At 36.9% G+C, this 22,217-nt stretch carries 19 protein-coding genes; 2 read left to right on the plus strand and 17 right to left on the minus strand.

Annotated elements, in window-relative coordinates; all coding sequences use genetic code 11:
* Positions 1 to 215: 215 nt before the first annotated feature.
* From ACPWSR_RS02270 to ACPWSR_RS02280, 3 genes are all read right to left on the minus strand, one after another.
* Positions 216 to 1,559, minus strand: a complete 1,344-nt coding sequence (locus ACPWSR_RS02270; protein ID WP_426350078.1) for a cation:proton antiporter — start codon at positions 1,557 to 1,559, stop codon at positions 216 to 218.
* 139 nt (positions 1,560 to 1,698) lie between these two features.
* Complete coding sequence (locus ACPWSR_RS02275) at positions 1,699 to 3,930, minus strand: glycoside hydrolase family 2 protein (protein WP_426350079.1); 2,232 nt, start codon at positions 3,928 to 3,930, stop codon at positions 1,699 to 1,701.
* A 101-nt stretch (positions 3,931 to 4,031) separates the two neighbouring features.
* Positions 4,032 to 5,465 carry an MFS transporter gene (locus tag ACPWSR_RS02280; RefSeq protein ID WP_426350080.1) on the minus strand — a complete coding sequence of 478 codons (1,434 nt, stop codon included), beginning with the start codon at positions 5,463 to 5,465 and terminating at the stop codon, positions 4,032 to 4,034.
* A 206-nt stretch (positions 5,466 to 5,671) separates the two neighbouring features.
* On the opposite strand from ACPWSR_RS02280, the gene ACPWSR_RS02285 reads away from it, so the two are divergent.
* Positions 5,672 to 6,916, plus strand: a complete 1,245-nt coding sequence (locus ACPWSR_RS02285; protein ID WP_426350081.1) for a helix-turn-helix domain-containing protein — start codon at positions 5,672 to 5,674, stop codon at positions 6,914 to 6,916.
* Between the two features lie 107 nt (positions 6,917 to 7,023).
* On the opposite strand, the gene ACPWSR_RS02290 is transcribed toward ACPWSR_RS02285, so the two are convergent.
* The 8 genes from ACPWSR_RS02290 to pfkA form a co-directional block, all read right to left on the minus strand.
* Positions 7,024 to 7,842 (minus strand): family 1 encapsulin nanocompartment shell protein, encoded by an 819-nt coding sequence (locus tag ACPWSR_RS02290; RefSeq protein ID WP_426350082.1) that lies wholly within the window; start codon positions 7,840 to 7,842, stop codon positions 7,024 to 7,026.
* Positions 7,843 to 7,862: 20 nt separating this feature from the next.
* Positions 7,863 to 8,225, minus strand: coding sequence for a hypothetical protein (locus ACPWSR_RS02295; protein WP_426350083.1), 363 nt, complete (start codon positions 8,223 to 8,225; stop codon positions 7,863 to 7,865).
* Between the two features lie 130 nt (positions 8,226 to 8,355).
* Positions 8,356 to 9,495, minus strand: a complete 1,140-nt coding sequence (locus ACPWSR_RS02300; RefSeq protein ID WP_426350084.1) for a GGDEF domain-containing protein — start codon at positions 9,493 to 9,495, stop codon at positions 8,356 to 8,358.
* A 602-nt stretch (positions 9,496 to 10,097) separates the two neighbouring features.
* Positions 10,098 to 10,772 (minus strand): helix-turn-helix domain-containing protein, encoded by a 675-nt coding sequence (locus ACPWSR_RS02305; protein WP_426350085.1) that lies wholly within the window; start codon positions 10,770 to 10,772, stop codon positions 10,098 to 10,100.
* Positions 10,773 to 11,315: 543 nt separating this feature from the next.
* Complete coding sequence (locus ACPWSR_RS02310) at positions 11,316 to 12,422, minus strand: SAP domain-containing protein (RefSeq protein WP_426350086.1); 1,107 nt, start codon at positions 12,420 to 12,422, stop codon at positions 11,316 to 11,318.
* A gap of 70 nt (positions 12,423 to 12,492) precedes the next feature.
* Entirely contained in the window at positions 12,493 to 13,869 is a 1,377-nt protein-coding gene (gene rlmD, locus ACPWSR_RS02315; protein WP_426351343.1) for a 23S rRNA (uracil(1939)-C(5))-methyltransferase RlmD, read from the minus strand.
* A 465-nt stretch (positions 13,870 to 14,334) separates the two neighbouring features.
* Positions 14,335 to 15,753 carry a pyruvate kinase gene (gene pyk / locus ACPWSR_RS02320; RefSeq protein ID WP_426350087.1) on the minus strand — a complete coding sequence of 473 codons (1,419 nt, stop codon included), beginning with the start codon at positions 15,751 to 15,753 and terminating at the stop codon, positions 14,335 to 14,337.
* Positions 15,754 to 15,860: 107 nt separating this feature from the next.
* Entirely contained in the window at positions 15,861 to 16,820 is a 960-nt protein-coding gene (gene pfkA, locus ACPWSR_RS02325; RefSeq protein WP_426351344.1) for a 6-phosphofructokinase, read from the minus strand.
* Positions 16,821 to 17,104: 284 nt separating this feature from the next.
* Here pfkA and ACPWSR_RS02330 point away from each other — a divergent pair, with 284 nt between their 5' ends.
* Positions 17,105 to 17,479 (plus strand): PH domain-containing protein, encoded by a 375-nt coding sequence (locus tag ACPWSR_RS02330; protein ID WP_426350088.1) that lies wholly within the window; start codon positions 17,105 to 17,107, stop codon positions 17,477 to 17,479.
* 102 nt (positions 17,480 to 17,581) lie between these two features.
* Here the strand turns inward: ACPWSR_RS02330 and ACPWSR_RS02335 are convergent, their stop codons facing one another.
* From ACPWSR_RS02335 to ACPWSR_RS02360, 6 genes are all read right to left on the minus strand, one after another.
* Positions 17,582 to 18,895 (minus strand): 6-phospho-beta-glucosidase, encoded by a 1,314-nt coding sequence (locus ACPWSR_RS02335; RefSeq protein WP_426350089.1) that lies wholly within the window; start codon positions 18,893 to 18,895, stop codon positions 17,582 to 17,584.
* 13 nt (positions 18,896 to 18,908) lie between these two features.
* On the minus strand, positions 18,909 to 19,445 hold the full coding sequence (locus tag ACPWSR_RS02340) for a hypothetical protein (RefSeq protein ID WP_426350090.1): 537 nt from the start codon (positions 19,443 to 19,445) through the stop codon (positions 18,909 to 18,911).
* Between the two features lie 44 nt (positions 19,446 to 19,489).
* Entirely contained in the window at positions 19,490 to 20,800 is a 1,311-nt protein-coding gene (celB, locus tag ACPWSR_RS02345; RefSeq protein WP_426350091.1) for a PTS cellobiose transporter subunit IIC, read from the minus strand.
* Between the two features lie 24 nt (positions 20,801 to 20,824).
* Entirely contained in the window at positions 20,825 to 21,133 is a 309-nt protein-coding gene (locus tag ACPWSR_RS02350) for a PTS sugar transporter subunit IIB (RefSeq protein ID WP_426350092.1), read from the minus strand.
* 108 nt (positions 21,134 to 21,241) lie between these two features.
* Complete coding sequence (locus tag ACPWSR_RS02355; protein ID WP_426350093.1) at positions 21,242 to 21,772, minus strand: glycine/betaine/sarcosine/D-proline family reductase selenoprotein B; 531 nt, start codon at positions 21,770 to 21,772, stop codon at positions 21,242 to 21,244.
* Between the two features lie 20 nt (positions 21,773 to 21,792).
* Entirely contained in the window at positions 21,793 to 22,146 is a 354-nt protein-coding gene (locus ACPWSR_RS02360; RefSeq protein WP_426350094.1) for a PTS lactose/cellobiose transporter subunit IIA, read from the minus strand.
* Positions 22,147 to 22,217: the final 71 nt, after the last annotated feature.

Raw genomic sequence — 22,217 nt, forward strand, 5'->3', positions numbered from 1 at the left:
TATACCTCATTTCTTTCTCTATTTTATTAAACCGAGTAATATTACATATATAATAATATTATATTTCTCATTTGAATTTTTTACTATCCTTTATAAAATAATATCCTCTTATATGATAAAAACCATGAACATACAAGAGGAAATTTTTAAAAATTTTATTTATAGTAAGTCTAATTTCTGCTGGTGAATATGAATCAAAAATAAAAGGGTTTAATTTAATCTAATGCCAGTTGATTCTTTTGCTTATTTACACTTCTAGCATTTGTCTTACCTACCGGTTTAATTTCACCAGAAAGCATTAAGGAGCGCTTTGTTAGTGCTGGACCAATTAACTCATAAATCAATACACTAAATAAAATAACATTCCTAATAATCGCACCATCGGATAAGGCTGAAGCTGTTAAAGACATACCTAAAGCTACACCTGCTTGTGGAAGCAATGTAATTCCTAGATTTTTTGTGATTTTTTCATTACATTTTGTCAATAAACAACTACCATATGAACCATAATATTTACCTAAGGAGCGGAATAAAATATAAACTACACCAACTAATACAATCATTGGATTACTTAAAATCTTTAGATCTAACTCTGCACCAGATAATATAAAGAACAAAATAATAAGGGGACCTGTCCAACCATCTACACGAGACATCAGCTCTTCTGAGGTTTCACAGGTATTACAGAAAACAGTTCCTGTCATCATACATACCAGTAGTAAAGAAAATCCACAATGGACACCTGCAAGCTCAAATTGCAAATTTGATAATCCAACTGCTAATAACACCACTGCTACTGATAAAGACATGCGCTTACTGCGAGAATGGAAAAATCTTTCTAATAAGTGAAGCATTGTTCCAATAAGAGCTCCAAGGGCTAAAGACAGAACAATCTCCAATATTGGTTCAACTACCATCCCACTTACACTGATACTTCCTGCTTCAATGGCATTTGCAATTCCAAAGGAAACAGCAAATAAAACTAAACCTACAGCATCATCAATTGCTACAACAAGCATTAATAACTTTGTTAATGGCCCGTCTGCTTTATACTGGCGAACCACCATAAGGGTTGCTGCCGGTGCTGTGGCAGAAGCAATAGCTCCCAAAGTAATTGCTGCAGGAATTGAGATTAAATCTGGCATTAAAAAGTGAAGCCCAATTAATGCAATATCAACAACAGCTGTAGTTGCAACAGCCTGTAAAATACCTATAGTAATCGCTTTACGACCCATAGTTTTTAGTTGTGACAAACGAAATTCATTACCAATTGCAAATGCAATAAATCCCATAGCTCCTTGCGAAATAAAACTAACATGTTCCACCTGTGATAATGTATTAAAACCTAGCCCTTCAATCCCCAGTGCCCCAATACAAAATGGACCAAGTAATAAACCAGCCATCAAATAAGCCGTAACAGCAGGTAAATTCAATTTTTTCGCTAAACGTGACATCATAAGTCCTACAATAATTGCTATGGACAAATTAATAAAATATATATTCATTCTTTCCCTTCTTTCTTTAAGACCAAAAAATATAATACCACCAAGCATCATCATAATCAAGAAAACCCTAGCAAGAAAATATAGGATACAGCTTTATGTTATCATTAGATTACACCCTTGACTGGCGCACAAAAAGCAAAGCATCCTACAACAATTAATGTAGGATGCCTTGCTTATCTTCTATATTTCAATATCAGCTTTTTTTGATTTTATTAAGCTCACTGTTCAGCTTCAGGAGGTCTTCCTTGGTGAGATTAACACCCATGGTACCAATCATTCCACTTAATCTTAGAATAGTAAAACCACCTAACATGCTCATCATTGCTTCATTCATTTCAAATCCAGCCATTGAGTCTTTCCCGCCCTTGGGAATTATAGCATCTAACAGCTTTATGGTGAGTACTTTCCCTTCCGGTGTGTTAAGAATATCACTAATCCTGTCATTCAGTGAGTAATATCCTTCTGGAGCAGTGATATCAAACCAATTTAGAATAGCATTTTTTTCTTTTAAGCGATAGCTTTCATCAAAGGCGTCTACTTTTCTTATTATGCTTTCATCCTTCAGCTCCCCAGAAACAGCAGTAAGCACAGTTTCCCCATTGTTAGGAACAGAGAAGTAGAAGAAATGCTCTCCTTTCTTTTTCCCCAATGAAACTCCGTTGGCAAAGAGTTCCACTTCAGCCTGATTAGAATATACGGTAACCTTAGTCACCTCTTCCTCACGATTGATATATCTCTTTCCACAGAGATGAACAAATGGTTCGTCTGAGAGCCATGCTTTATAGGCATAGAAGGAGTCCTTCTTATATTTTCTATCGAAGGTAACCAGCCCTTTATGATTCTGTCCGTTTTCTCCTCCCTCACTCCTGGCATCTGCCCCGAAATCAAACATATTCCATACATGTGTAGCCCAGATGTATTTTCGACTGAAAAGCTGACGTATCAGTTCCTCATGATAATATGCCTGATATTCTTCTGTATAATCTCCCTGAGTGGGATTTGAAGTATGCCAGTTCAGTGCTTCACATCCATATTCAGAACACCCAATGGCTGTATCAGGGTACTTCTCATGGAATCGATCAAACCATGGTCCATTCATAGATACATCCCCACCATACCATCCAAAGTAATGGTTATAGGATACAACATCGGGAATTTTCACATATGGACTGTCAATTGGGCAAGGGGAAACCACCGCCATGACAGTAGGACGAGTCTTATCCAGTATATGGCAGAGATCATTGAGAATATGATGATTCTCAATAAGATCTGGATCCCTATCCCCTTTCATGCTTACCTCATTGGAGAGCCCCCATACCACTATGGAAGGATGATTGTAGTTCTGAACAATCAGTTCTTTCATCTGAGATATGGTATTTTCTCTTCCCGTAGGCATATGCTGGGAAATATATGGTATTTCCGCCCATACAATCATGCCCTTTTCATCACAGAGATCATAGAAGTACTGATCATGCTGATAATGGGCAAGTCTTATCGTTGTAGCTCCTACCTCATATATAAGGTTCATATCCTCTTCATGGTGCTCTGGGAGCAGTGCATTCCCCAATCCTAAACGGTCCTGATGTCTGGAAACCCCGCGAAGAGGATATTCTTCTCCATTGAGGATAAATCCTCTTTCCGGATCAATCTGATAAGTACGACACCCGAAACGAGCACTTATATCATCGAGAACTTCTTCTCCATCAAGGAGTTCAATTTTAGCTGTATATAGATAAGGATCTTTTCTACCATGCCAAAGATGTACATCATCAATCTGAAGTACTGTCTTCATCTCTCTGGTTTCTGTCTTTCTGATTAACTTTCCAGTTTCATCGAAAATGTAATATACAAGCTTCTGTCCATCCTTGAAGCTGCTAACCCAAGCCTCTATTTCCACCCTTGCATCATTACTTATCACTTCAGGTGTGATTTTAAGTCCTGGACTTCCAAAATAATTCAGTTCAAAATGAGATTCATTGACACAGATAATATTCACATCACGATACAGTCCCCCATAAAAAGTAAAGTCCGCCATCTGTGGATATACTCTGTCATTGGCTGAATTATCCACAGAAATGACCATGAGATTTTCTCTCTGAAGAGCCTCTGTGATATCCACCCGCCATGTAGAATACCCTCCATCATGATGTGCCAGTTGTTCTCCATTGACATAGACATCAGCAGAGGAGTTGGCTCCCTGAATCTCAAGATAGTAGCAATCAGCCACAGGCAGGTCCATTTTATCCAATGCCTTTGCATAGTAGCAGGTACCACGATAATAATCGTTCCCGCCATCTTGTCCATCAATCGCATTCCAAGTATGGGGCAGATTGACCCAGTTCCAGTTCATCGGCAGCTCGCTAGGTACTGTGTCTGTCTGTTTTGTAAAGGCCCACTTCCTATTTAAATTATATATTTCTCTCAAAATTATTCCTCCATTGTTTTCATAGTACAGGGAAATGTAAGAGCTCCTTCTGATTCTTATCACTTCCCTGCTTCTTTTTACTCTTTCTACTTATTATTATCTTACACAGACTGCATACTTCTTTCTTCCAGCTCTTCATTCATCTTGGCCAGTCTTTTCTTATCCAGATTATAGATAAGTCCCAGACCGACAAACTGAAGAATTCCACTGAGTAGATAAAGTGCAGCTACAAGATATCTCATTCTTACCGCTACATCAAAGGTCTGATTTCCTTGATTGGCTTCTACATAGCCTAGTCCCACCATGATCACCAGTGCCAGCGCTGGCCCTAAGCCCTGTGCCAGTTTACGGAAAAAGGAATGAAGGGAATAGGTGACACCTTCTTCTCGAACACCATTCTTCCACTGATTATAATCTATGGCATCTCCCATAAGCGCCCAAGATACAGTGGAGTAAACACCAAGTCCAAGACTGAATAGCAGCATACAGAGCACATAGATTATAACTCCTCTTCCGTCTGCTGTTATAGGTAGAAGAAGTAATCCAGCGGAAGCCACTATACTGATAAGAGACCCCACAACAGACAGTTCCTTTTTCCCGTACTTTACAACCATTTTACGGGCAAGAGGTGTAAAGAAAATTATAGGCAGCATCGCAAAGAGCTGAACAACGCCTAATATCTTTGCATTTTCAAAATAGGACTGAAACAAAACCTGGGTAGCCGTTGTAGCTCCCTGCATTCCCAAAAACATTCCCATGGCAGCAACAGTAGCACCTACTGCAGGTCTGTTGTGAAGGAAGTTCCTCAATGCATTGAACACATTGAACTTCACTTTTTCTTCGTTGATCTTTATTGCTTCATCTACACGAACTTCCGTATTTCTGATCATGAACTGGAATGCGATAAATCCCAGCACACCCATGAGTAGCGCAACAAGGAAAACCCTCTCTCCGATGATATTGTTATTGGCATCATAAATAAGGAAAGGTAAAATTACCATTGGTAGCATATTACCTATCATAGAACCTACAGACCTCCATGCTGATAATGAGGCACGGTCAGCTGGCTCCTTGGAAATAAGAGAAAGTAATGAGCCGTATGGAACATTGGCTATAGTATAGAATGCATCCCATATAACATATCCGAAAATAAAAATAATAACCTTAGCTACTTTGGGTGCACCTGCCCATGGAATAAAGACTAGTGCTCCCCCCACTATGAGTCCGATTGATCCAGTAAAGATATAAGATATGAATTTATTGCGCTTATACTTTCTCTGATCTGCATCAATTATCGAACCGATCATTGGATCATTGATTGCATCCCAGATCTGCACGACAATCAGTAGCGATGCGTACAAAATAGAATCCATCTGCATGAACTGTGTCCAAAATAGAGCCATAGTGCCTTTTAACGCAAAACTCATATTGCATCCGAAATCTCCTGCAGCATAGGCTAGACTATCTCGTATACCAAACTTGCGGTGTCCCCTTTCGTCCAACTGAACTTCTTTTTTCATAATAAATCCCCCCATTTTTTAGTAAGTATAGCAGAGCATACAACGGGAATATCTACACTTCTTTCTTAATTTTAGCAATAGAAAACGATTACTGTTAGAATAATTTTGAGCTTTTTTAGTATTATTTCAATATAATCTCTTGATTACCATTATTAGTATAATGTAAGATAAGATCAATCTAACTTTCAAATCGCCTTTTGCTTAGTATAAGGAGGACCTTTATGTGCTATAGACAGGAACTTCAGTTTATGAAGAATATATTTCAAAAAATGAATCTTCAAATTCTTGAATATAAAGAAAATACTCATCCATCGTCATTGGTTGATTTTGGTATACGCAGATTCTTCGGTCTGGAAAAAGAATATGAATCCACATTTTTAATAACTCCTTTTACAGGGAACCAGAAAAAAATCTACAAGCTAACTGATAGCTTTCACTGTAACTATCTACATCTACTTCTGCCAGAAGAAAACGGTTCTGTCCTTCTTATTGGCCCTTATATATCTGCTCAGTTTACCTACGAGGACCTCCTTCATGAAGCGGAGCGACTTTCAATTCCACCTAATCAACTTAGTGAAATGGAAAACTATTATGGAAATATCCCCGTTCTAAAAGATGACAGCTTTCTCTTTTCTATCATCAATGCCTTTGCAGAAGTGCTCTGGGGAAGCAGCAAGAGTTATACAATCATGAATCTGAAAGAAGATGAGATATCTCCCAATCCGATTCCTTCAATGGAGGATTATATTCCTATGGATAAAACACTCCTTACCATGGAGAATATGGAAAAAAGATATGCCTATGAAAATGAAATCCTTAATGCAGTAACATTAGGATTGGCTCATAAGGCTGAAATGATGTTGTCAACCTTCAGTGAAATGGCACTTAAGCTTCGCGTATCAGATCCCATTAGAAACGCAAAAAATTACTGTATTATAATGAATACACTCATGAGAAAATCTGCTGAACAAGCTTCGATCCACCCTATTTATCTTGACGCAGTTTCTTCTACCTTCGCCAGAAAAATCGAACTTATAGGATCTGTTTCTTCTGCATACAAATTAATGAAAGAAATGATTTCAAATTATTGCAGACTAGTCAACAAGTACTCCATGATAAAGTATTCTCTTCCCATTCGAAAAACTCTTGTCTGCATAGAGTCAAATCTGATAGGAGATCTTTCACTTAATTCTCTGGCTTCATTGCAGAACATTTCTTCCGGATATCTTTCTGCTCTCTTTAGGAAAGAGACTGGGCAGACACTTACGGAATACGTAAATATAAGGCGCATCAAACATGCAGAATATCTCCTTCGAAGCACTGCTCTTCAGATTCAGACCATAGCCCAGTTCTGTGGAATTCCTGACGCAAACTATTTTACAAAGACCTTCAAGCGATATTCGGGCTCTACTCCTGAGGAGTATAGACGGACTCGGCGGAATAGCAATGAAAGTAAGGATTCTTAAGAAAATTACATCTATACTAGCCGCACATAAATAAACTGACCCTATGCTTTAAGAATAGCATAGGGTCAGTTTATGAATGGAGCATTAGAGTTATTAAAATATAATTCTTATTCTTTTTCAAATACAACTATAGCCTTTGGTTCTTTAATGCGAAGAGCCACAGTTTCTGTAATGCGGAAATAATGATTGAAATCTTTCTGTTCTAGATATCCAACGGAAAGATCCATTCCAATTGCAAGATCCATATATTGAGGCTCAGCACATACTAAAACAGCTTTTCCTGCTCCGAAAGGACCTGCAGGATAGACTCTATCGTTTACTAAAGCCTTAATACGATCAAGCTCTAAAAGGCCAACATTGGGCTGCAAACGTTGTAAATCAATATACACATCTGGACTTACGATTAAAGCATAACGTCCGAGCATGCTGTTGCTTGAAAGATAAGCTATTCCTCGAGCCACATCTTTATATGCATCTTCACCAGTTGTCCAATCCCCGCGTTTAATTTTATGAGAGCCTTCAGCATTTAATAGCCCTTCTGTACCAAGTTTCTTGTCCCCAAAAAGAATCAACGAATCTTCTGCTTTAGCACTACGCTGAGCAGCGGTAGCTGCTACAGAAAGATCTAAAGGATATCCCGTTTCTTCTGCTTGTGCAATATCACGCCAGAGAATACTAAAATCCTGATATAGCTGCGGCAATTCCACAAGTCTGCGTCCTGTCACTCTTGCCATATTATTTTCATAAGTTTCATCCTTTGCTGCAGAATCCACTGCAACATAAGAAGCACCTGCTCCCAGTGGCCCATAGATATTTAAGAAGCGACGACAGACCATGTGCTTCTTTGCACTCTCAATAATGGTAGATTCAATTTCTCCCCATAATTCTGTAGAAATAGGTGCGTCATTCTTAGCTAAATAATCCATTATATATCCTCCCTTTAATTCTATTCAACGAGGCTACCCACGGTAGGACCAGCTGCTGGCGCAATCTTTTCTTTTTTATTGGCCATTCCAAGCTTTTCTAGCATTTCATTGACTTCTTTTTCTCCTTCAAGGAAGAAAGACGCTTCTTCCGGATCAAGATAACGCATTAATGTGATTAATTCCCCTACGTGAACCTTTTCCTCATCTCTTATATCTGCAAGTACTGCTTTTGCTACTGGATCATCAGTTGCCCGATAATGAGCATCATAGAGGAAAATCGCTTCAAGCTCCCCTGAAATATCGTGACGCAAAGCCTGCATCAATTCAGCATTAGATATTTTTCTTTCTATGTTCCCTGGAAAAGGGTTTGGAAATGCACCCATAGCCAGACCTCCTTTTTAAGAATATTCTTGTTTTTAATTTAACATATGCTTACAACATTGTCAATTTAACAACTTTATTTCTTTAATCCTTATGTAAATAAAATGGCCATAATAACTCTATTAAATGGTCTTATTTCATTAATGGCATTTTGGTCTTTAATGCGTCCTCATTCCATTTGTGATTATTTTTATAGCCGTACATTTGTGCATCCGCTTTTTTAACCGCCAAGTCGTATTCTTCCGCTGACCCATGAAATACGGCATACCCTGTAGAAACCGTTGGAAATTCACCCTGCAGATTGTTATTTCTTCTAACATTATCTATCTTTCGGTGAAACAGACTGAGTGCAGCCTCTACCTGCTGTTCTCCCGTTTTTTGGCAAATCACACAAAATTCATCCCCACCTATACGGTAGCTAAAACCCATTTTATAAAAACAATCTTTGATTAGACATCCTACCGTTCGTAGGCAGTAATCGCCCCACTGATGACCGTATAGGTCATTAATCTGTTTGAAACTATCCAAATCAAAAACAATAACCGCACAGATATCACCATGATGCACGTTCTTAGTATACCGGTCATACACGTTGCGGTTTAACAATCCCGTTAAAGTATCCTGAGTCTCCGTAAGCACACAAAAATAAGCATAAAACAAGATCAGGCTCAAGGTCACACACAACCAAGAAGCATGCACATTGGGCAATATCAACTGGACAGTTGTTCCTAGTATAGTAAAAACAAGCAACATGATAAATGTACTTTTTCTATGGCACTGGTAATGCTTCATGGCCTTAACTGAATCTATGACCAGTATGGCATATGAACAGAAATATGCACCCACATACACACAAAACAGCGGCCCTCGGAAGTAACTGATATTGGAGTTTACGTTGAAAACCAAACCGGTCCAAGGAGAACTTATAACAAGGGCAAAGCTTATCCACACTGGAATTGTCAGGAGTAATCTGATATTCCCTTTCCCCACAGAAAATGCCTTAGACAAAACAATCCCAATAAGGGGCGAAAGAGAAAAACCAATGGTATTAGCAATAAGCACTGAGGCTCTACGCACAAGTCTAATGTTTTCAAAAACTACGCTACCCATTTCTGCCACGATCACCGTCATTGCTATCAGAGCAGCAAGGACAAATTGTTTTTTCATTTCGGTAGTAAACAAAACATTACACCAGGACGCATGTGCCAAAATAATCAAGGCAATAGCGCATATCACGTTCACAGCTATATAATTAAGAAATAAATCGGTCATATGTATTAGCTCCTTCAAATTTTATATGAAAGTAACCCTTTTTTCTTTAGTATCCAAAATTAGAATAGGAGTATGGCATACCAAGAAGATCTTCTGAAATGGGGAGATGAAGCTATACTTTGCCTATTACCATCCATAAGACTTCATATGCAATTTATAAATGTAACAGCTTAAGCTTTAATACTTTTATAAGTTAATTATAAAAAACATTTTACACATCTACAACATAAGTTTTTGTAATTCTGCATATTATTTACATATCTACATACCGCTAATCTTTCCTAAACCAACATAGCTGTCATAGATATCAAGACATAAATTTTTGTTCTTCTCAAGAGCTTCAAATTTCAAACCTCCCTTAAACAAAAGAGAAAATATATCATATTTATAATTATATTCAATAGGGGTATAGTAATAAAAGTACCCTAACCATTGGACAAAGTAATTCATTAATAATAGAATAGCCTACTTCATATAATGATCTATTAGTAACTATCTATATAAAAATTAAAGAGCCCTACAGGACTCTTTAAATATATTTATTACGAAAATATAACCGTTCTTCCACAAAGAAATTTCATCTTCTTATTTATATATATCTTTCATCCATCAATGGCAAGTTCCTTTTTTGTTAATTCACTTATAGCCCTAAATAATACTATAAATACCAATCCGAACATACCCAAAAACATTGCGATTGATGAAAATTCCGGTGCCTTAAAATTAATAAATATTAAAATTAAAGATATTATTAAGAAACATAAATATCCAATAGTTTTATCTTTCTTAGTAATTAAAGTAATTGTTTTGTCAGGATTTTTTATATCTTTAATAAATTTTATCAATAGCCCTACCATTATAATAATAAACGGTATATCATATAATAAATCTTTAAAAAACATCTTTCCTAAAAAATCTAGTTCTATAAAAACTTCCCCATAAGCCCCACTATTATAGAAGTAAACATTCAGTGGAAAATAAATTAATAAAATAATATAGCTTATTGTCTTGGTTCGAATTTCATTATGATAATACATTTTAACAGTTTTTTCTTCCGTTAAAGTTTCCACTAAATCATCTTTTTCTCCATTAATCAGAGAGTCTATTTCTACATTAAATAATACAGAAAGATTCAGTAAATTTTCAGTAGAAGGTTCGCTTATATTATTTTCCCATTTTGAAACTGCCTGTCTGCTAACCCCTAATTTTTCTGCAACTATCTCCTGAGAATATCCTTTTGCCTCTCTTAACTTTTTTATATTCATACCTAATTTCATAATTTAACCTCCTTTCATGTTTAAAGTATAAATAATTTAATAGTTGCATTCTACCAACTATAGCGCAACTATAGGTTTCCCTATGCTAATATCTTCCTACACATTTCTAGTAGATGAAGATAATCATGCAACTTTACCTTTCTATAAATTATATAGATTTAATTCCTTAGTATAAAATTCAGAGTTAGTATAACTTACTTAAAACTATATTCCATATTATTACAAAGATAACATACCAATTATGATATATCAACGGTTAAAAAGTAGTTATAAAATAAGCCCGCAGATAATATCCTCTGCAGGCTGTTTCATATTTCCCTTATTATTTAGATACCCCAAAATGTTTAAGCTCATCTTTAATTACTTCCACCTTATGAGTGGCACTGGTTTTCACAGATGTTTCAATTTATTGACTCCGTTAGGTACTTCATACATAGGTAAACCAAGAGAATACTTAACATCAGCAGTAGGCCGTTTCCAATCGAACCAAACGCTGTTCTCATGGACGTCCATTCGTTTGCGGGAACATATCCACTACTGCCTTTACTTCTTATTTTTTGCAACCCGTTTCGCCTTTATTTCCTCAATCTTCTTGATATAGGTATCAGACTTATAGGCATATGTTGGTTTGGTTCTTTTAAGTTTTGTTACAAAAGCAAGAGCGTCATCATACCGCTTTGCTTTGATATATAAATCTGGCAGTTCAAAGTGCCATCTAGTACCCTCAAACCTCAAGCCACCGTTTGCCCATATCATTTCCCAAAAGGCAATATAGGAATCCAAGTCTTTGTCCTTACTATATTTATCCCTTGCTTTCTGAACATCTGCAATCTGCTGGTCTTGTGTCTTTAGAGCATTATATCCTTCAGGGTCAATTTTCTTAAGGTCCTTCATGAAAACATCATTTCTATCTGATGTTTCCTTATTCATTTTTCGTTCTTGTTCGTCCACAACTGCTTTCCAATTGGACTTATCTCCTCTACCAAGTAATTTATTAATGCTCCACACATTAAAAGTCATACCCCATCGTTCATCTTCTGTTGTCTTATTAGGAGCACTATGCATATAAGGAACATATGCATTTTCGCAGAGTTCCTGTTGTCCTATTTCAGTAAGAAGATATTTTACTTGAACACCTGCTGCAAGCAACTCTTCTTCTGGGACAGTTTCCGCCACACGTGCAACAAGTTCTGCTTTCTTTCCAGTAGTAGATAGACCTTTTTCTACAAGTAATTCCTTTAATTGTGGCACTGTAAAGCCTTTTACAGAATCTTTAGCAGATGCAAAAGCAATATACCCTCTATCTTCCAGACTCTTAAGTGCAACTCCTACATCACGAATACCATATGCAAACCACCAGAATCCCGGATATCCATTTTTCGGTTCGGGATAAGTACCCTTCGAGCAATACTCCAACAATAAAATTTCTGCAGGATAAAGACCTCTGTTTGATGGAATAGCTGTTTTCTTTCTATCTTCAAAAGATATAACCTTTCGCTCAAAATCGGTACCTTCGGCAATAACATCTGTATAATACGAGTCTGGCTGATAGTATTTCTTTTCTTCTTTAGGTACTTTTGTATTTACACTTTTTTCTAGTGGTGTTGGAACTGGTTTATCCTTTTTCTTAAATAAATCAAATAATCCCATAATGACCTCTTTAATTATAGTATATTTCATATAGGAAAGATTCCTATATTTCGAGTTTTTTTATACATTATTATTCTACTCTTGACATCAGTACAACACACTCTATATGAGCCGTCTGCGGGAACATATCCACCGGCTGTACTTTCTGTGTTTTATAGCCACGTTCCTCTAATATAGCCAAATCTCTAGCGAGAGTCGATGGGTCGCAGGATACATATACTATTCTTCTAGGAGCCATTTCTCCTATGGCTTCTAGTAGCTCCTTACCGCAGCCCTTTCTAGGTGGATCAACCACTACTACATCGGCCTTAACCCCTTTGCTTATAAGCTGTGGAATAACTTTTTCAGCTTCTCCTACGAAGAATTCTGCGTTGTCTACATTATTGTCCTTGGCATTTTCTATGGCGTTTTCTATAGCCTGAGGAACTATTTCAACTCCATATACCTTTTTGGCCTTTTGAGAGAGGAATAAGGATATGGTTCCTGTACCGCAGTAAGCATCAAAAACTGTTTCTTCTCCTGTGAGTCCAGCATACTCTAGCGCTTTTCCATATAGCACTTCAGTCTGAACAGGATTTACTTGAAAGAAGGACAATGGAGAAATTTTAAATCTAAAATCTCCTATATAATCGGTTATGTGATCCTCTCCATAGAGGACTGTATTCTCTTCTCCCAGGATTACATTTGTTGCCTTAGGATTGTAATTGAGTATTATGCTTTTGATAGCTGTCATGGAAGCGGTGAGCTCTTCTATCAGCTCATTGGTTGCTGGAATAGTTCTTTTAGCAGCTACAAGTACCACCATGATTTCATCGGTCTTAAAGCCTCTGCGAACCATGATGTGTCTGAGCTCTCCTGCTTTAGAGTACTCTCCATCTACTATATATGGTTTAATATTATTCCTTATTATCCATTCCCTAATAATAGCTACTATTTTATCTGCTGCTTCATCCTGGATTAGACAGGCTGGGGTATCAACTATGTTGTGGCTTCTTGGAGCAAAAAAGCCTATCTGAAGCTTGCCCTTCTGCATCCCCACTGGAAGCTGAACCTTATTTCTATATCGGAAGGGATTCTCCATGCCAAGGGTAGGAAGAACAAGGGATGGGTCTAAGCCTCCTATCTTACTAATACAATCCATGACTCTTTCCTGCTTCAGCTTCAGCTGTGTTTCATAGGTGGTGTGCTGAAGGCTGCAGCCTCCACAGGCTTTGTAGACTGGGCATGGAGGAAGCTGCCTGTTTGGTGCTTCTTCTATAACCTCCAGAAGCTTACCATAGCTGTAGCTTTTTTTAACCTTTACTATCTTAGCCTTAACCTGCTCTCCCGTAAGTGCACCTGGGATGAAAACAGTGTAGCCTTCTTCAGTTTTAGCTATACCTTCTCCTTCATAGCCTTGACTTTTTATTTCAAAGATATAATCTTCATTTTTATTAAGCAAATTCATCACCTTTATAATATAGGCATAGAGAAAATCTCCCTCTCTTAACCTTTTTATTTTCCAACTAATTGTCCCTTATGAGTTGCTAAAAGTCAAGGGGGGACAACCTTTGATACACAAAAAAAAGAGCACCTATTAAGGTGCTAAGTAATATTTGAATCAGTTGCCATTACACATCTTAGTATTCTCGCCAAAATCTATGACGAATATACACTTTATTATATATAATTTCAGAGGGTCCATGTGTAAACTTTTTGTGAACATTTATATATATTTATAGGTTTGCATTAATACTTTTACATATTATTACATTTATACTCATATTGTTATAATTATTATAAATAATATCTAAAAAATATCATGCTGTACTTTTAATATTATTATTTCATGAGTAACAATACTAAACTCAAAATTAATCATTAACTTAAATAAGCTCTTAAGGCAATAAACCCTAAGAGCTTAAAAATCTAATTATTCAACTACGCTAACCTTAACCATGTTAGTTGAGCCTTTTTCAAGTACTGGAACACCTGCAGCTATAACAACTATATCTCCTGTCTTAACTAGGCCAGTTTGCTTAGCCATAGCTGATGCTTGAGCAAGCATTTCATCAGTAGTTTCTATTCTATTAGCTACTATTGGATATACTCCCCAAACTAGAGAAAGCTGACGAGCTACATTTTCATATGGAGTAACAGCTATGATTGGAGCCTCAGGCTTATATCTAGACACACGTCTTGCTGTTGCACCGGATTGAGTGGAGGTTATGATTGCTGCCGCCTCTAATTCCATTGCAACATTACAAACGGAACGGCTAATTGCACCACCAATTGTTCTAGCTCTCTTACCAAGCTTTAAGGTTGCAGCTTCATAGGTTAAGTGCTTTTCAGCCTCTTCAGCTATAGAAGCCATGGTTTGAACAGCTTCTACTGGCCAGCTTCCATTAGCACTTTCCCCACTAAGCATTATAGCATCTGTTCCATCTATAATAGCATTAGCTACGTCAGAAACCTCAGCTCTCGTTGGTCTTGGATTTCTAATCATAGAATCCAGCATTTGAGTAGCTGTGATAACTGGTTTTCCATATTTATTACATTTTTCTATTATCATCTTCTGAACTGAAGGCACCTTTTCTATAGGAATTTCAACACCAAGATCTCCTCTAGCTACCATGATACCATCAGATACAGCTATGATTTCATCAATATTATCCACACCTTCTTGATTTTCAATCTTAGAATATATGTGGATATTTTCTCCACCGTGTGCGCTTAATACTTCTCTTATAGCTATAACATCATCAGCTTTTCTTATGAAGGAAGCAGCTACAATGTGAACACCAATTTCACAACCAAACTTTAAGTCTGCCACATCTTTTTCAGTCATTGCAGGAAGCTTGATAGCTACTCCAGGAACATTAACTCCTTTGTGAGTACCTACCATACCGGTATTTAAAACCTTAGTATGAATTTTATTTCCTTCAGTCTTTTGTACTTCCAAGCCTACAAGACCATCATCAATAAGAATCCTGTCTCCTGCCTTAACGTCTCTAGAAAGACCTGCATAAGTAACACTGCACTGAGTAGCATCACCTACAACCTCTTCCCCAGCATATATTGTAAATTCTGTTCCTGTTTTAAGCTCTACCTTACCCTCTGCAAACTTCCCTGTTCTTATCTCAGGTCCTTTTGTGTCAAGAACTATAGCTATTGGCTTTTTATGTTTTTCTGCAAGCCTTTTAACCATATTGATTCTTTCAGCATGCTCAGCATGATCTCCATGGGAAAAATTATGTCTTGAAGCATTCATCCCTGCTTCAATTATTTTTGATAACACTTCTTCCTTTTCACTAGCTGGTCCTATGGTACATACTATTTTGGTATTCCTCATTTATTTAAACACTCCCTTGTATTAATTTACAACTTTATCCTCTAATGTGTATCTTAGTATATTTAGTTGCTTTGTCTTTTGTTATGATTAATTATTATTATCTACTTTTATTGGGATAGTATTCTCGCAACCTCATAAAGCTCATTGTCAAATCTTCTTTCTATGGCTAAGGCTTCGTCTATATCATCATCTATAACTTGATTATTTCTTATTCCTACAACTCTTGCACTCTTTCCTTCCATTAATAGCTCCACAGCCCTAGCTCCAAGTCTGGACGCTAAAACTATATCAGCTACCGTTGGCTGACCACCTCTCTGTATGTGTCCAAGGATTGTTGCTCTAGTTTCTAAACCAGAAATCTCCTGAACATATTCAGCTAATTCATTGGCTCCACCAACACCTTCTGCAAGAATTATAATATTATGGAGCTTTCCATTATTTTTTCCATCTAGGATTGTTCTTATAAGCTCATCTCTATTATACTCTTTTTCAGGAACAATAATACTCTCTGCTCCTCCAGCAAGGCCAGAATAAAGAGCTATATCTCCACAATGTCTACCCATTACTTCAATAATACTTACTCTATCATGAGAAGTAGAAGTATCTCTGAGTTTATTGATAGAATCATGAACAGTGTTTAATGCGGTATCAAAGCCAATGGTGTAGTCTGTATATGCTAGATCATTGTCTATAGTTCCAGGTAATCCTATTGTAGCAACCCCAAGCTTCGATAGAAGCTTGGCACCTGTAAAGGTTCCGTCTCCACCTATCACTATTAATGCATCTACTCCATATGCCTTTAAAATATTTGCTGCCTTCTGTCTTACCTCTTCTTTTTTGAATTCACTGCAGCGGGCTGTTCTTAAAATAGTTCCTCCTCTTTGAATAATATCAGAAACACTATGCCTATCCATTCTAAACAAGTCTCCACTGATAAGACCTGCATATCCCCTTCTAACTCCCATTACCTCAAGATTATTGTGAAGAGCTATTCTTACTACTGCTCTTATGGCAGCATTCATCCCTGGTGCATCTCCACCACTGGTCAAAATAGCAATTTTTCTTATCATCGAATACCTCCTACCGGGACAATACTTGACCCTAGACTGTTTAAATTAACCCACTGTTTCTAGTCTAATTTTACATAAAGTTTAACTTTATTTCAATAGTAACACTAATTTTATTATAACCGGATACTTTTACATATATGTTAAAATCTAATGTACATAATTTTAACAATGTTTTTAAATAAGTTCCTATATATAAAAAGAATAATATATGGCTATATATTTTATATAATATATAATATAAGAAATAACTTCAGATTTTATAAATATATAAGGAGGAAAATATGATAGACTTTCAAAACGGTGGAGTGATTAAATTAAAAGAAACAGGAGCAGACTCTTTAGAAGGTAACCTAAAGCAGCTTTTAATACCCGGTGAACAGATTCTCCAGGGTTATAAAGGAATAAGAGATTATGTAGTTTTTACCACAAAAAGGATTATTGCAGTAAATATTCAGGGCATAACAGGGAAGAAAAAAGATTACACCTCTCTACCTTATTCAAAGATCCAGGCTTTTTCTATTGAGACTGCAGGCAACTTTGATCTAGACAGTGAGCTCGATTTATTTTTTAGCGGCTTAGGCCATGTGAGGTTTGAATTCTCAGGCAGAAATGATATAGTAAGGCTTGGACAAATAATAAGTGAACGAATCCTTTAAATTATGTTTACAGAAATAAAGCCGAGGATAATAAGGAAGGGCTCCATATTTACGCCTCGGCTCTTATTATTTTACTTATACTTAGTAAATTTTAACGATAATTTATTTAAACATTGGAAGATAATCTATATTTTCTTCAATCAAATCCTTTAAAACCTTTTTTGCCATAAGTCCATCATTAACGAAAGGATTTATTGTCAGGGCCTGAATTGCAGCTTTATAATCTCCCTTCACCGCAGCTTCTATGGTGAGCTCCTCGTAAGCTTTCACCTGCTGAATAAGACCACGAATGCTTGTCTCTACATGACCTATATTTATAGGAACAGCGCCATTTTTACCAATGATACAGTTGCATTCTATGGATACGTTATCAGGAAGATCCGCAATAGTTCCATTATTTCTCACATTTACAAATTGAATATCCTTTTTATCATTATATAGGGAAGCTATTAGATTAACTGCTGCTTCGCTGTAGTGAGCTCCTCCTCTTTTGGCAAGCTGTGGTGGCTTTATATTTAAATTTTCATCCTTGTACATTTCGAAAAGCTCTTCCTCCAGCTTCTTAACCACAGCACCTCTGCTTCCATTTTTCTTTGCTTCCTCCAAAGTGTGCTCTAGCATAGCATCCTTCATGTAATAATATCTATGATAGGGACAAGGAAGCATTCCAATTGCTTGAAGAAGATCCTTGTCAAAGTCTGCGCCAGGGATGTTTGCCATATTAAATTCCTTGCTTTCAGCTACCTTATCTAAAACTTCTTTTGTTACATCAATTCCATCCTTATATACCTTTCTCCCCCAAACCAGATGATTCAGGCCTGCAAACTCGATATATATTCTATCAGGGCTTACATCATAAAGCTTAGCTACCATATTTACCATGCCAATAGGTACATTACAGAGACCTATAACCTTTATACTGCTATGCTTTAAAACAGCCTCTGTTACTATCCCCGATGGATTTGTAAAATTGATTAAAAATGCATCAGGACACAACTCCTCCATATCTCTACAGATATCTAAGATCACAGGTATAGTTCTAAGAGCCTTCGTAAAGCCACCAGCTCCATTGGTTTCCTGTCCTAAAAGACCATATCTTGCAGGAATGGTTTCATCTCTTATCCTTGCTTCCATCTGTCCTACTCTAAACTGAGTAGTTACAAAATCCGCATCCTTAAGGGCTTCTCTTCTATCTAAGGTAAGATGAACCTTTATATCAGCCCCTGCTTTTTCCACCATTCTTTTTGCAAGGTTACCTACTATCTCAAGCTTTTCTCTTCCTTCTTCTATGTCAACTAGGTACAGCTCCTCCAGAGGTAGCTCACCAGAGAGCTTTCTATTTATAAAACCTTCGATTATTTCAGGAGTATAGCTGGAACCTCCTCCTATAGTTGCAATTTTCAAACCTTTTTTCATCTGAATAGCCTCCTTATTTAATGCCTTCTTTGTATTTCAAGCCAATAGTGCCAAGTCTCTTCCTTTCACCATCTGCTTTGACAGCCATATAGTAAAAGGCTATAGCAACAATTGTACCATAAAACCCCATGTAAGTGTTTACAATGGCTGAAATTGTTAGAGCATGAGCTGCATATACATAAACCTGCTTAAAGCTAATCTCCTTATTTCCCCTAAACCTATGAATAGCAAAAAATAACACAGAAAGAAGCAGTGTGGATAAGCATATACCTAACCACATATATCCTATGGTAATTACAAGATTCTGAGGTGCTACTATTTTTAATAGCTCTCCATAGCTCTCATCACTTCTTACAACCAGCCTAGCCATTAGCTCAATGAGAAGAAAAGCTACAAATCCCATTGCAGAAATAGAAAGCTGATAAATAAAAACTCTGATCATAGAAAGCTTCAAAAAGCTTTTATATTCCCCTGGTTTAGCTAAACTAATAAAGAATTCTTTAAATATATTCATGGTTTGTATCCTTTCACGGCTATAGATTAAATTCATATAGGTGGCTGAAAAAGCAGCCACCTATTTTGATTATTTATTATTTAAAATGTAGTAGTTGCTCCTTGAGCCCCTTCATTTTCAAATTCCTGTTCCTGCTTATAATACTGATTATCCACTATCCTGAAGAATGGGAAGTATATAAAGAAGGATATAACAATGCTCACTACCTGAAGCAGTGCACCTCTAATACCGGCAATGAGGAAGCCACCAATTATTGGAGGTGTGGTCCATGGAATAATTACTCCCGATGGCCTTGGAACAAACCCTAAGTTTATTGCAAAATAACAAACTACTGATAATACCATCGGAGTTAATATGAAAGGTATCATCATAATTGGGTTAAGAACTATTGGAAGACCGAAGGTTATAGGCTCATTGATATTGAACAGTCCTGGTAATATTGCCAATCTTCCCAGCTGCTTAACCTGCTGAGACCTAGCAAAAAGAAGCATTGCTATACATAAAGCTAAGGTACAGCCTGAACCACCTAATTGTAGATATATTTCCTGGAACTGCTGAGTAACTATATTAGGAAGGGAAGCACCAGCGTCATAAGCTGCAAGATTTTCTGCGGAAAGCTGAACCCATATTGGGCTCATAACAGCTCCAACTATCTGAGCGCCATGAATACCGAATACCCAGAATAAGCTTATAAACAGATTGGCAACTAAGCTTGCTGGTAATCCTTTACTTACTACAGTCAGAGGCTGTTGAAGTACGGTAAATATAAAGCCATGAACCGTTTCATAACTGGTATAAGCAAAGCCTAATCTAATCAAGCTAAAGACAACAAGTATAATGAAAGCAGGTATTAAAGCTGAGAAGGATCTAGAAACCGATGGAGGTACTCCCTCAGGCATTTTAATAGTCCAACCCTTTTTAACAATAAATCTAAATATTTCTACTGCTAATATGGCAGTTAGTATAGCAACAAATAGCCCTTTAGCTCCCATCCATTCAAAGGGAATATAATTTGCATCTTCAAATACACTTATTGGAGTGATTACTAGAAAAGCTGCGAAGGTTACTGCTGCAGCGCTCAAACCATCCACCTCATAATAACCAGCAAGGCTATTAGCTATGCCCCATATTACAAATATGGTCATTAGGTTCATAGTTGCATTAAAAACTGTATTAAAGAAATCTGCCCAGCTGGCTCCAAAGATTCCAGCCATAAATTCTCCATAACCCTCTATAGGAATATTAGCTACTAATAAGAACATAGCTCCTATAATTATCAGTGGCAGGGCAAGGGTAAAGCCGTCTCTTATAGCATTGAGATATCTATTTCCCGATATCTTACCAGCTATGGGCATGAGGGTATTTTCCATAGAGTCCATTAATCTACTCATAATATATCTCCTTTATAATTAGAATTATTTCTTTATTAAACTTAAAGCCTGATCTAAAACCTTTTCACCATTCATAAGACCATAGTCTCTTGGTGCTATTACATCTATAGGTACGTTATTTGCATCGCAAACCTTTTTTACCTTTGCTAATGCATGTCTTACTTGAGGTCCTAAGAGAACCACATTAGCTGTAGGTACCCTTTTGCTTGCTTCAGCTTCAGGATAGGCATTTATTGTTGCTTCTATACCTCTAGCTGCAGCAGCCTTTTGCATTTTAGTTACCAATAAACTTGTGGACATTCCTGCAGAACAAAATAACACGATATTAATCATAATATATTTCCTCCTTAATAATAATGATTTTATAAAAGCTATTAACCCTCAATATATTATATTTTTTCATTGAGCCTTGTATGTTTATATACGGAAGCCCTTTAGTTATTATTCTCTCGGGAAGTATCCCTCCTGTTCTGCACTGCCTACAGGTTCTCCTTTGGCAAGCTTTACAGAAAAGCTTGCAATATTCTTTAAGGAATCATTTAATCCTACGCCGCCTCTTCCCGGTGTCTTGATAATGTAAATTTTCTTTCTGAACATTTCTGTACCGGTGCTATCTGCCGCCATAGCTGCAAAAGCTGGTATATTTAATCTTTCATTTACCGCCTCTACTAAATAGCCACAACATTCTCCGTATCTTTTATAGTTTAAGGCAGGGCCACAAAGCACCACATCTGGCTTATACTTCTTAATATGTTCTAATATCTCCCCTATGGCCTTTTCCTTGTTTTCTAAGAAATAATTATCTCCACAGATAACAGTACCGACTATATCACCTCCTTTTCTCATTAAACTAGATTTTAAAAGCATACCTAACCCTGCACCACCTCTTTGAGAGGTAGGCGGGATATTCATCTTCTCATCTCCACCAAAACCTGCCTGTACCTGATTTAAAAATTGTACAACCTTTATCATCTTTATCACCTATTCTTAGTTTATTTATCCTCTGGTATACCCTTAAGCCCGTTTATTTCCTTCTGCATACCTATCATATGTCTTACCAGCTCCTTAGCTAGAAGAGTGGACATCAAATGATCCTGTGCATGAACTAAAAGCAAACCAATCTCTACCTTATTTCCTCTAGCCTCCTCATGAATGAGGCTTGTTTGCATATTATGGGCCTGAATAATTGATTCCTCAGCCTTTTCTAAAAGAGCATCAGCTTCCTCATAATCTCCTGCTTTAACCTGGTCAAAAGCTTCATATATATAACTTCTCGCATCTCCTGAATAGCTTATTAATTCAAAGATAGCTACTTCTCCGATAGTTCCTTTATTTTCATCTTCCATTACTATTCCTCCAAACAAAAAGATTATTTGATATAAAATATATTAAGCAAATCCCATGCCAATTTATTGTA

This window comes from Alloiococcus sp. CFN-8 (genome assembly GCF_049943125.1).
In the GTDB taxonomy this organism is placed as follows: domain Bacteria; phylum Bacillota; class Clostridia; order Clostridiales; family Clostridiaceae; genus JAEXZL01.

Bases quoted from the DNA above. Each gene is read 5' to 3' on its own strand.
- rlmD (WP_426351343.1), bottom strand. From the start codon at position 13,869: ATGAATTTGCTTAATAAAAATGAAGATTATATCTTTGAAATAAAAAGT.
- ACPWSR_RS02340 (WP_426350090.1), bottom strand. From the start codon at position 19,445: ATGAATTTAATCTATAGCCGTGAAAGGATACAAACCATGAATATATTT.
- ACPWSR_RS02330 (WP_426350088.1), top strand. From the start codon at position 17,105: ATGATAGACTTTCAAAACGGTGGAGTGATTAAATTAAAAGAAACAGGA.
- ACPWSR_RS02270 (WP_426350078.1), bottom strand. From the start codon at position 1,559: ATGATGATGCTTGGTGGTATTATATTTTTTGGTCTTAAAGAAAGAAGG.
- ACPWSR_RS02350 (WP_426350092.1), bottom strand. From the start codon at position 21,133: ATGATTAATATCGTGTTATTTTGTTCTGCAGGAATGTCCACAAGTTTA.
- ACPWSR_RS02305 (WP_426350085.1), bottom strand. From the start codon at position 10,772: ATGAAATTAGGTATGAATATAAAAAAGTTAAGAGAGGCAAAAGGATAT.
- pyk (WP_426350087.1), bottom strand. From the start codon at position 15,753: ATGAGGAATACCAAAATAGTATGTACCATAGGACCAGCTAGTGAAAAG.
- ACPWSR_RS02280 (WP_426350080.1), bottom strand. From the start codon at position 5,465: ATGGGGGGATTTATTATGAAAAAAGAAGTTCAGTTGGACGAAAGGGGA.
- ACPWSR_RS02335 (WP_426350089.1), bottom strand. From the start codon at position 18,895: ATGAAAAAAGGTTTGAAAATTGCAACTATAGGAGGAGGTTCCAGCTAT.
- celB (WP_426350091.1), bottom strand. From the start codon at position 20,800: ATGAGTAGATTAATGGACTCTATGGAAAATACCCTCATGCCCATAGCT.
- ACPWSR_RS02300 (WP_426350084.1), bottom strand. From the start codon at position 9,495: ATGACCGATTTATTTCTTAATTATATAGCTGTGAACGTGATATGCGCT.
- ACPWSR_RS02310 (WP_426350086.1), bottom strand. From the start codon at position 12,422: ATGGGATTATTTGATTTATTTAAGAAAAAGGATAAACCAGTTCCAACA.
- ACPWSR_RS02355 (WP_426350093.1), bottom strand. From the start codon at position 21,772: ATGATAAAGGTTGTACAATTTTTAAATCAGGTACAGGCAGGTTTTGGT.
- ACPWSR_RS02290 (WP_426350082.1), bottom strand. From the start codon at position 7,842: ATGGATTATTTAGCTAAGAATGACGCACCTATTTCTACAGAATTATGG.
- ACPWSR_RS02285 (WP_426350081.1), top strand. From the start codon at position 5,672: ATGTGCTATAGACAGGAACTTCAGTTTATGAAGAATATATTTCAAAAA.
- ACPWSR_RS02360 (WP_426350094.1), bottom strand. From the start codon at position 22,146: ATGGAAGATGAAAATAAAGGAACTATCGGAGAAGTAGCTATCTTTGAA.
- ACPWSR_RS02295 (WP_426350083.1), bottom strand. From the start codon at position 8,225: ATGGGTGCATTTCCAAACCCTTTTCCAGGGAACATAGAAAGAAAAATA.